Annotated in this window: 10 protein-coding genes; 6 read left to right on the top strand and 4 right to left on the bottom strand. The window is 58.6% G+C overall.

From position 1 onward, the window contains the following. Nucleotides 1-108 precede the first annotated feature (108 nt). On the top strand, nt 109-846 hold the full coding sequence (locus VMS83_RS05885) for a hypothetical protein (RefSeq protein WP_325410805.1): 738 nt from the start codon (nt 109-111) through the stop codon (nt 844-846). Between the two features lie 112 nt (nt 847-958). Here VMS83_RS05885 and VMS83_RS05880 read toward each other — a convergent pair whose 3' ends face one another. Together VMS83_RS05880 and VMS83_RS05875 are read right to left on the bottom strand one after the other, a co-directional pair. Then, nucleotides 959-1,372 (bottom strand): Zn-ribbon domain-containing protein, encoded by a 414-nt coding sequence (locus VMS83_RS05880; protein ID WP_325410803.1) that lies wholly within the window; start codon nt 1,370-1,372, stop codon nt 959-961. A 14-nt stretch (nt 1,373-1,386) separates the two neighbouring features. After that, the gene (locus tag VMS83_RS05875; RefSeq protein WP_325410801.1) at nt 1,387-2,040 is read right to left on the bottom strand and encodes an Era-like GTP-binding protein; all 654 of its coding nucleotides are present in this window, start codon (nt 2,038-2,040) and stop codon (nt 1,387-1,389) included. Nucleotides 2,041-2,287: 247 nt separating this feature from the next. On the opposite strand from VMS83_RS05875, the gene VMS83_RS05870 reads away from it, so the two are divergent. The 5 genes from VMS83_RS05870 to VMS83_RS05850 all read left to right on the top strand — a co-directional run bounded on the left by VMS83_RS05870 (nt 2,288) and on the right by VMS83_RS05850 (nt 6,366). Next, on the top strand, nt 2,288-2,854 hold the full coding sequence (locus VMS83_RS05870) for a cyclic nucleotide-binding/CBS domain-containing protein (RefSeq protein WP_325410799.1): 567 nt from the start codon (nt 2,288-2,290) through the stop codon (nt 2,852-2,854). Further along, nucleotides 2,851-3,600, top strand: a complete 750-nt coding sequence (locus VMS83_RS05865) for a CBS domain-containing protein (RefSeq protein ID WP_325410797.1) — start codon at nt 2,851-2,853, stop codon at nt 3,598-3,600. Before VMS83_RS05870 ends, VMS83_RS05865 begins: the two co-directional genes overlap by 4 nt. 191 nt (nt 3,601-3,791) lie before the next feature. Further along, nucleotides 3,792-4,733 carry a CBS domain-containing protein gene (locus VMS83_RS05860; protein WP_325410795.1) on the top strand — a complete coding sequence of 314 codons (942 nt, stop codon included), beginning with the start codon at nt 3,792-3,794 and terminating at the stop codon, nt 4,731-4,733. 5 nt (nt 4,734-4,738) lie between these two features. Then, the gene (locus VMS83_RS05855) at nt 4,739-5,593 is read left to right on the top strand and encodes a CBS domain-containing protein (RefSeq protein ID WP_325410793.1); all 855 of its coding nucleotides are present in this window, start codon (nt 4,739-4,741) and stop codon (nt 5,591-5,593) included. Next, complete coding sequence (locus VMS83_RS05850; protein WP_325410791.1) at nt 5,590-6,366, top strand: CBS domain-containing protein; 777 nt, start codon at nt 5,590-5,592, stop codon at nt 6,364-6,366. Before VMS83_RS05855 ends, VMS83_RS05850 begins: the two co-directional genes overlap by 4 nt. Nucleotides 6,367-6,641: 275 nt before the next feature. Here the strand turns inward: VMS83_RS05850 and VMS83_RS05845 are convergent, their stop codons facing one another. Both VMS83_RS05845 and VMS83_RS05840 read right to left on the bottom strand, forming a co-directional pair. Beyond that, nucleotides 6,642-7,415, bottom strand: a complete 774-nt coding sequence (locus tag VMS83_RS05845) for a sulfite exporter TauE/SafE family protein (protein ID WP_325410789.1) — start codon at nt 7,413-7,415, stop codon at nt 6,642-6,644. A gap of 42 nt (nt 7,416-7,457) precedes the next feature. After that, entirely contained in the window at nt 7,458-8,024 is a 567-nt protein-coding gene (locus VMS83_RS05840; protein WP_325410787.1) for an isochorismatase family cysteine hydrolase, read from the bottom strand. Nucleotides 8,025-8,696 lie beyond the last annotated feature (672 nt).

The following is an 8,696-nucleotide window of genomic DNA, read 5'->3' as shown; positions in this document are numbered from 1 at the left end:
CTATTAACGGCCGCAAATATTAAGGGTATCTGTGCCTGCGGGCATCCGGCCCACCGTTCCCGGGCGCCCGTATCATTTTTACGGGACAGCGACCTATGGGAAAGTACTATGGACGGGCTGCATCCCGAGCAGACGGGCGATGAAGGCGGTATCCGGTTCCGGGACTGCTTCTCGGTGCGGTACATCCAGTCGGCAGCTCTCCTCTGCCGCATGGGGTACGCGCTGGAGGAGGAATACCGGCGTACCGGCACGCTCACGGCAGAAGAGCAGCTCCGGCACGAGGCATTTGTCCTCAACGCCCTCTTCTCCGCAGTGGCCTTCCTCGAGTCTACCATCAACGAGCTCTGGTCCGATGCAGCGGACAACGCGTACTTCTTTTATGACGAATCCACCGAGGCCCTGCTCCGGGTGATCGGGGAGAAGTGGAGAAACGAGAACTACTTTGACCGGACCCCGCTCCCTGCAAAATACCAGAAGATCCTGGAGATTGGGGAAAAACCGCTCTTTGCCGAAGAGGACCCGGACTTTTCCGGCATAAAAAACCTGATCGGGATCCGCAACTACCTGATGCATTACCGACGCGAATGGGTGGAGATCCGGGATGGGGGGACGACCGGTGCCCGGGGCGAGACCCATGCGGAGAAACTCGGGCAACTCCTTGCACACCGCTTCGCCGAGAACCCGCTTGCGGCAACAAACCTCCCCTTCTTCCCTGACCGCTGCCTCGGCCACGGCTGCGCTGAATGGGCGGTTACCACCAGCCTCTCGTTCACGGACCGGTTCTTCCGGGCGCTTTCCCTGCCGGCCCCCTACGAGGGAATCCGGGACGATCTCGCGACCCGGTGAGCATGGGGGGTTCCTGAGTGGGCACCGGCGGGTGGAATATCCGTATCGATAAAGGAGGGGATCGTCCCCTTCATCCGTTGAAAATGCAATAAAAAATGAGGGCCCGGCCCGGTTATTTCTTTTTTGCCTTCTTTTTCTTCGGCTCGTCCTTTGCCATGGACATGAGATCGATGATGTAACTGCCCTCTTCGCCCCCGACGCTCACGATCCGCTCGTCGCTTTTCGCCATCTTCTCGATGTTGAGCTCATACGAGCCCGGGCCCACGATCCGGATCGTCTCGACCCGGTCGAACATCTCGACCTCTTTTTTGGCCTTGCCCTTGACTTGGGGCTCGACTACTTCGAGGACATCTTCCCTGGATTCGTCTTTGATCTCCTCGATCGTCTTCTCCTCGAAAACATCCTTGTTGATATCCGCTTCCTTGACGTAGAGGAACTTCTTGCCGCCGCAGCTTGCGCATCCCTTGAGGATCTCGGTGGACCCGTCCTTGTATTCCCTGCCGCATTTGGTGCACTTGTGTGGCATGATTCCTCCGGCAATCAGGCGAAGCTGTGGATCATCTTCTCGTACAGCTCTTCCGTATTCCTGCCCTCAAGCCCTGAGATGGCGACCACCGGGTGCTGGGGGAAGGCGCTGCGGATCCGGGCTGGTGCGGCCTCGGGCAGATCGATCTTGTTTGCCACGATGATCACCGGCAGCTTCCGGCTCTCGATGATCCCCACCATCATAATATTCACCTGCATGAAGGGGTCGAGCGTCGAGTCCAGCATGTAGATCACACCGTCGATGTCCTCGCGCAGCCAGTGCATCGCTTCGGCAACACCCTCGGTCGCTTCGCGGGCCCGGATGATCGCCTCGTCTTTCTCCATCCCGAATTCGAGGAACTCGTGGTAGTCGATCTTGGTGGTGACACCCGGGGTATCGACGATATCGATTGTCACGGTGTGCCCGTTTGCACCCGTGATCACGATATCCTCGCGCTTGCGTGCCCGCCGGGTCTCGTGCGGGATCTCGCTCACCGGCCCGACCGCATCGCCGGTCCAGTCCCGGGCGATCCGGTTGGCAAGCGTGGTCTTCCCGGCATTCGGCGGGCCGTAGATCCCGATCCGGGTCCGCTTCTTTTTGAAAAACCGCTTGAGAAATACGGAAAATCTCTTCTTTGCGTTCCCCAATGTCCTGGAAAATGTTGTCATAGGGCCCTCGTTTATCCGGACGGCCGGCGTTACTGCCTGCCATCAATCGCTAGTAGTGTTTGGAAAGGATTCTTTATTATGTTTCTCGTAATGCCCGCCGGGGATTCGTGCAGCCGATTCCCCCGGGACCGTATCTCTATTACCCGGCCGCATGGGAAAAAATGCCGCTGCCACATGATATTTATACAAGGGGCGGAAAGGATGCTAATTGTAATCATCAGCCAAGCACTTCAAACGGAGGTGACTCATGAAAAAGACAACCAACACGATCCGGTTTGAGACCCGCGTCCCATTAAGCGAGGTGATGAAACACAACCCGATCATGATCAGCATTGAGGCCAGTGTTGCAAAAGCAGCCAAGGCCATGTGCCGTGAAGAGGTAGGGAGTGTTATTATTCTCCGAAGGAACGAGCCCATTGGCATTGTCACGGAAGAGGACATCAACTGCAAGGTGGTGGCCAAGGATCTCAAACCAAGCTCAATCCAGGTAAGTACAATCATGAGTACGCCACTCATTACGGTGAGTGCGGATAAGACGGTAGTCGACGCAGCCCAGATGATGGTCAAGCACCGGGTGAGAAGGCTTCCCGTGGTCGATAAGGCCGGTAAGGTCATCGGTATCGTAACCGTACGGGATCTCCTGACCACCTTCAACGAGCAGAACGAGCTCCTCAACGATCTCATCGAGATCAACCGCGAAGAGCATATCGAGGTGGGTATGTGCAGTCGCTGCAGTCAGATGTCTGATGATCTTAAGCGTGTAGATTCCGTCCTGCTCTGCCCCCGCTGCCGAGAGGAGGATACCCTTACATGAAAACAGCACGGGATTTCATGCTTGAGATCCCGGTGCTTACGTTTTCTGACGGGATAACCAAGGCACGGCAGATCTTGAGAGACGACCGGTTCCGTGAAATCTACGTCACCGGTGCGAAAAAGGACCTGCTCGGGTACATCGATATTACCGATGCCCTGCGGGTCACCGCAACGAAATCGAACGTGACCGTTGAGGGTTTTGTCAAGGAGGCAGCGTGTGCCGGCCCGGAAGCGTCCATCGAGAGCGCAGCCAAGGCCATGCGGGAGCATGCCACGGACAGCGCCGCCCTCGTGGACGACAGACGCCATATCCTGGGCGGGGTGCTTCTCTCCGATCTCTTCCCGGTCATCATATCGAGAAACGAGCTTTCCGGCAGGGTGAGTTCACACATGTCAAAGAAGATCCAGACCGCTGATCCGGGCGATACGCTCCAGCAGGTGTACGCAAAGGTCATCGAATGCGGGTTTACCGCGTTTCCGGTAATAAAGAAGCGGCGGCTCGTAGGGCTGGTCTCCCGCCGGGACCTGATCCGTTCCGGCGGTGTGCGGTCGGCAATAGCCCAGAACAGTACGCGGAGTGTCGGGGACGTGATGACGAAAAACGTGATCGCTGTAGCGCCCGGTGCCCTGCTGTCCGAAGCGGCACGCCTCATGGTCGAGAATGACGTAAGCCGGCTCCCGGTGGTGGACGGGGAGGGCCTGGTAGGGATCATCGACCGCCATGACGTTCTCGGTGGCCTTGCCTGATGGAGGAAAGACCGGAATACCGGGGAACCTATAACGATACGCCCGGGTATCCGGGGGATTGGAATCTCCCGGGCAACCGCGACAGCGAATCCCGAGGGTAAAAAGAACAGGATATCATACCGGCCGGGAAATCCCTTCCCGTTTTCAGGGAGATCGGGGGAACCCGGCGGGCAGCAATCTGGAGGATATGCATGCACCGGAACGGGCAGGCCGCAAAACAGGGCGACCGGCTCCTCAAAATGCGGGGAAAACTCGACCGCGGCCCGGTTGAGTTCAAATCCCATATCGTACAGCAGGAAGGCGAGGTGATGGCGGCCGCGACACGGGATGTGATCTCCGTGCCACCCACCCAGAGCATCATCAGTGCCGTGGCAACGATGACGGACTGCGGGTTCCGCCGGCTGCCTGTGACCGATGCCGGGACAAAGAAGCTGCTCGGGATTGTTACCTCGGGTGACGTGATCAGTTTCATGGGCGGCGGCGACAAGTACCGCCTGGTCACTGTCCGGCACAACGGCAACCTGTGTGCGGCAGTAAACGAGAGTGTCCGCACGATCATGACGGCAAAGCCCCAGACGCTCCCGCGCGACGCCCATATCGTCGATGCGCTCCGGATCATCGTAGGAAAGAAGATCGGCGGCCTCCCGATCGTGGAAAACGACGGGACGCTTGCCGGTATCCTGACGGAGCGGGACGTGCTGCGGATGCTTGCGGCTGAGCGCAGCCCGCTCTCGGTCGAGGAGGCGATGAGCAGCTCCCTGCGGGTGACCGCACCGGACAGCCCGATCGCGGAGGTGACAAAGGACATGACCCGGTTCCGGTTCCGCCGGCTGCCCGTGGTCAGCGATGACGTGCTTTTTGGCATCATCACCGCGACCGACATCATGCGGTACCTGGGGAGCCGCGAGGTCTTCTCCCGGCTCGGGACCGGGCACATTGCCGAGGTGATGCAGCTTCCGGTGCGCACGCTCATGGCCGGCAGTCTCTACACCACGTCTCCGGAAACCCCGGTCAACGAGGCAGCCCGGGAGATGCTTACCCGGAACATCGGGGCGCTCCCGGTCATCGAGAACTCCCGGCTCGTGGGCCTCGTAACGGAGTTCGACCTCGTACGGGCGTTCTCCGAGGAGTAAAGAGTATGCCTGCCAGCTCCCTTGCCGCAGCCGATCTCATGAGCAGCCCGGTCTTTGTAGTCGCCCCCGGGGATACCGTGGCACATGCCCGGAACATGATGGTGCGCCACAAGATCTCGCGTGTCCTTGTTATGGATGCGGGAAATCTCACCGGGATCCTCACGAAAAAAGATATCGGGTACCGTCTGCAGCAGCCGGGCCCGGCCTGGCGGCGGCGCACGCCCGACCGGATCCCGGTGGCCGAATATGCCACGCCAGACCCGGTAACCGTGGCTCCCCCGACACTCGCGAAAACCGTTGCCGGGCTCTTCCTTGCCCGGAACATCAGCGGTGTCCCGGTGGTGGATCACGGGACGGTTGTCGGGATCATCACCAAGAGCGATCTGATGAAGTCCGCCCTGGTCGCCGGCCTGAAGGGTATGGTGCGGGACGCGATGGAGGATGCAGAGACGGTCAACCGCTGGCACTCGCTCGCCCACGTGGTGGCCCTCATGAAGGAGCGGAACGAGAAACTGGTGGTGACCAACAACGACGGATCGGTCGCCGGCCTCATCACGGAGACAAACCTCGCATTCCATGAGGAGAGCCGGAGGCGACCCGGGAGGAACCCGGATGAAGAAGCAGTAAGAAAGCATGAACAGAGCGGTACAGGGAGCCGGTCGGATGCGGCCGGAACGGCCCCGGTGACAGCGGGGGACGTGATGTCGGGCCCCGCGATCACGGTCGCACCGGTGAGCACGCTCCTGTACGCGGTAGAACTGATGCAACGTGAACAGGTCAACAACCTTGTTGTCGTCGAAAATAACACCCTTGTGGGGATACTGAAACGAGATGATATCATAAAGGAAGTGGCGAAATGACAAAAGAACTGTTTATCAAAGATATCATGGCAAAACCAACGACCATATCCAAAGCCGCAAAGATCACCGAGGCGCTCGACAAGATGCTTAATGAGGGCATCGATCCGTTAATCGCGCTCAATAATACATCAGTTGTCGGTACGGTCTCCCGCGAGGCGATCGCGGAGAAGCTGGGCAGTAAACAGAATACCGCCCTTGCACCCTCCGCCATCCACGTGGCAAGCGTGGTCGAAGAGGATTTCACGAGCGTGTATCCTGACGAGAGCGTGAACGTTCTCGTTCCCCTGCTCCAGAAGTACAAGCTGGTGGTCGTGTACGACAGCGACCACAACCTGATCGGCCAGGTGACCGCCATTGACCTGTTAAAGAAGTATTCCTTCGAGGGGAGCATTGCGGATGCGGTCGAACGTGCGGTCACGATCGATGCCGAAGAACGGGTTGTCCACCTCCGCCGCCGGATGCTGGACGACGCGATCTCCCGGTTCGTGGTGACTGCAAACGACAAGATCACCGGGATCGTGACCGAGACCGACGTAGCCATCGCAATGCGCAAGTTCCGCGAGGCAGTCAAGGAGCACCACCAGGATCACCAGATCCGGAACCTCCTGGTCCGGGACATCATGAGCGCCCCGCTCATCTCGGTCGGGGCAGATGTGGGTTACCGGCAGGTCGTCGACCTGATGGTTTCAAAGAATATCAGCACGGTGCCCATCCTGGAGAAGGGGAAGCTTGCGGGGCTTGTCACCCGCCGCTCACTGGTCCGGGCCCTGTGAAGGTCCGGAAGGACCAGCCCCCTCTCTTTTTTTGCTCTCTTGAAATCCCGTTTCGTGAAATATTCGCCCCCTTACGCCAGTCCTGCTCCTGAAATGGGCGGGGGCATATGCGATGTCTCCGTATTACCTGCGTCGGGATGCGGACATGAGTACAGGGAATACAACACGAGCGCAACCGGGGGATACCACAAGCGTGCCGGAGTCCCCGGGAGCGTTCGTACAATTCTCTACCTGGATTTTAGCAAAGCACCTTTTTTCAGAGAATGCATGCTCCCTCAGATGAACAGCCGGATCAGGTAGTACAGCCCCACGACCATTCCGATGCCGACGATCAGCCACCTGAGCCGCGCCGGGTTGATCCTGCCGGCGACATGCCCGCCGGCTGCTCCTCCAAGGAGTGCACCTGCGGCCATCACCACCGCAAGCGGCCAGATGATGAGGCCGGAGAAGAGGAAGAAGACCGCGGCTGCAACATTGGTGGCAAGCGACAGGCACTGCTTGAGTGCGTTGAGCCGGGTTAAAGTGTCGTCCAGGAAGAGGCCGAGCACCGCGAGGTAGATCACGGAGAGCCCCGGCCCGAAATACCCCCCGTAGACTGCGGCAAGCCCGGCCGGGAGGGCCGCGTTCCGGCACCCTGTGCCGTCCGTGCCATCGTGCCCGGTCTGCCGCCGGATCCAGTCCCGGATCCTGTCCTGGACCGCGAGCAGGACCGCGGCAAGGAGGATCAGGAACGGGACAAGTACATGGAAGACCTGTGCGTTCACGGACAGGAGGAGGATCCCGCCGGCAAGGCCCCCGATAATGGCGGCAGGTACCAGCATCAGCAGGCGCTTTCCCTGCCCTGCCAGGTCTTTTCTCTGGGCAAGCGCACCGCCCACGTAGCCCGGGCAGAGCGCAACGGTATTGGTGATGTTTGCCACTACTTCGGGAACCCCAAGAGCGACAAGCGCCGGAAACGAGATCAGGGTGCCGCCGCCGGCGAGGGCGTTTGCCATGCCAGCAGCAGCAGCGGCAATCCCGGCGAGTGCAAATTCAGTTCCGGTGAGCATGCGTATGTTCCCGTGCGGTATGGATGAATCCGGAGGGGACGATTATCCCAGCGTGCCAACGAGCGTCCGGGTATCCATGATCCGAACGCCGATATTTTTCATGTCCAGGATATTTGCCCGGTGGATCTCCCCGGACTGGGCGCCGGTGGCATCGTCTACGAGGGTGACCGGGTAGTTGTAGGCAATGGCATCGAAGACCGTTGTGCGGATACAGTTGGGAGTCTGGACCCCGGTCACGACCAGTTCAGTGACGCCGAGCGTCCGGAGCATGAAGTCGAGCTCGGTGCCGATGAACGCGCTCATCCGGACCTTTTCGATCGTGTACTCGTCCGGCCGGGGCGCAAGTTCCGTGATCTCCCTGGCACCCTCCGACCCGGAGACGGCAAACGGGTGCCGGGAGAAGATCTCCTTTCGGGTGATCTCGACATCGGACCCGTCGCTGCGGTGAACCCGCAGGACATGAAAGACCGGGAGGTTTCGTGCGCGGAAAGCGCTGAGCACTTCCCGGATCTTCGGGATGACGCTTTCAGCCTGGGCGACCCGGAGCAGCGCTCCTTCCCGGACAAAATCGTTCTGCATATCGATGATCAGCAGTGCGGGACGTTCCATGGATGATCATCTAAGACAGTGGCAGTGCAGTAATAAGGATTCTCTCGTGGGGCGGGAACGTCTCTACAGGATTGATAAACAAAATGTACTCATGTGACCCCCTGCACCAGCATGCGGAAATTTTTCCCGAAAACCGGGTAATTTTACATCTGAAAAAAATGCGATCCCACATTTTTAGCGGATCCTGCTGAGGGAGGTCACACGATCCAAAATTGTTTTTGCCCGGTCACAAGCCGTACATAACCAGGAATAATTACGGGGAGAAATCCCTTGAGGAAGAATTTTTATAAAAACAGAATTCTCCTCTCTGACCCCCTGATTCAGAATACAAGCGATACGTGATCGCACTCCCCATCTGCCGGAATCATGAGTGAAGATCAAAGGGTCGCTTCCCCATACTCTTCAGCTAAGTGTACAGTACTACAGGAAAAAACAAACAACCTCACTGCACAATATCACTAAGTAAACTCTCTGGAGCAAATTCAGGATCCGTCTCTCTCTTGGTATCGACAGGGATCCCGTGGGTGTCATTCCCACAACACTTATTAGCCCTCCCCTACCATAGTATAAAGCACCATTCATGGAGCAGCGGATCATCCGTTGCGAGTGTCTGAGAAGATGCGAGATTCCTCTGTTGAGGTAGCCAAGCCTGGTATGGCGCAGGTTTGCTAA

Source organism: Methanoregula sp. (genome assembly GCF_035543475.1).
Classification (GTDB): domain Archaea; phylum Halobacteriota; class Methanomicrobia; order Methanomicrobiales; family Methanospirillaceae; genus Methanoregula.
The sequence above is the reverse complement of the archived record's forward strand: the minus strand, read 5'-3'. Positions and strand labels throughout refer to the sequence as shown.

Excerpts from the sequence above, each read along its gene's own strand:
- VMS83_RS05885 (WP_325410805.1), top strand. The coding sequence starts at position 109 with ATGGACGGGCTGCATCCCGAGCAGACGGGCGATGAAGGCGGTATCCGG.
- VMS83_RS05880 (WP_325410803.1), bottom strand. The coding sequence starts at position 1,372 with ATGCCACACAAGTGCACCAAATGCGGCAGGGAATACAAGGACGGGTCC.
- VMS83_RS05875 (WP_325410801.1), bottom strand. The coding sequence starts at position 2,040 with ATGACAACATTTTCCAGGACATTGGGGAACGCAAAGAAGAGATTTTCC.
- VMS83_RS05870 (WP_325410799.1), top strand. The coding sequence starts at position 2,288 with ATGAAAAAGACAACCAACACGATCCGGTTTGAGACCCGCGTCCCATTA.
- VMS83_RS05865 (WP_325410797.1), top strand. The coding sequence starts at position 2,851 with ATGAAAACAGCACGGGATTTCATGCTTGAGATCCCGGTGCTTACGTTT.
- VMS83_RS05860 (WP_325410795.1), top strand. The coding sequence starts at position 3,792 with ATGCACCGGAACGGGCAGGCCGCAAAACAGGGCGACCGGCTCCTCAAA.
- VMS83_RS05855 (WP_325410793.1), top strand. The coding sequence starts at position 4,739 with ATGCCTGCCAGCTCCCTTGCCGCAGCCGATCTCATGAGCAGCCCGGTC.
- VMS83_RS05850 (WP_325410791.1), top strand. The coding sequence starts at position 5,590 with ATGACAAAAGAACTGTTTATCAAAGATATCATGGCAAAACCAACGACC.
- VMS83_RS05845 (WP_325410789.1), bottom strand. The coding sequence starts at position 7,415 with ATGCTCACCGGAACTGAATTTGCACTCGCCGGGATTGCCGCTGCTGCT.
- VMS83_RS05840 (WP_325410787.1), bottom strand. The coding sequence starts at position 8,024 with ATGGAACGTCCCGCACTGCTGATCATCGATATGCAGAACGATTTTGTC.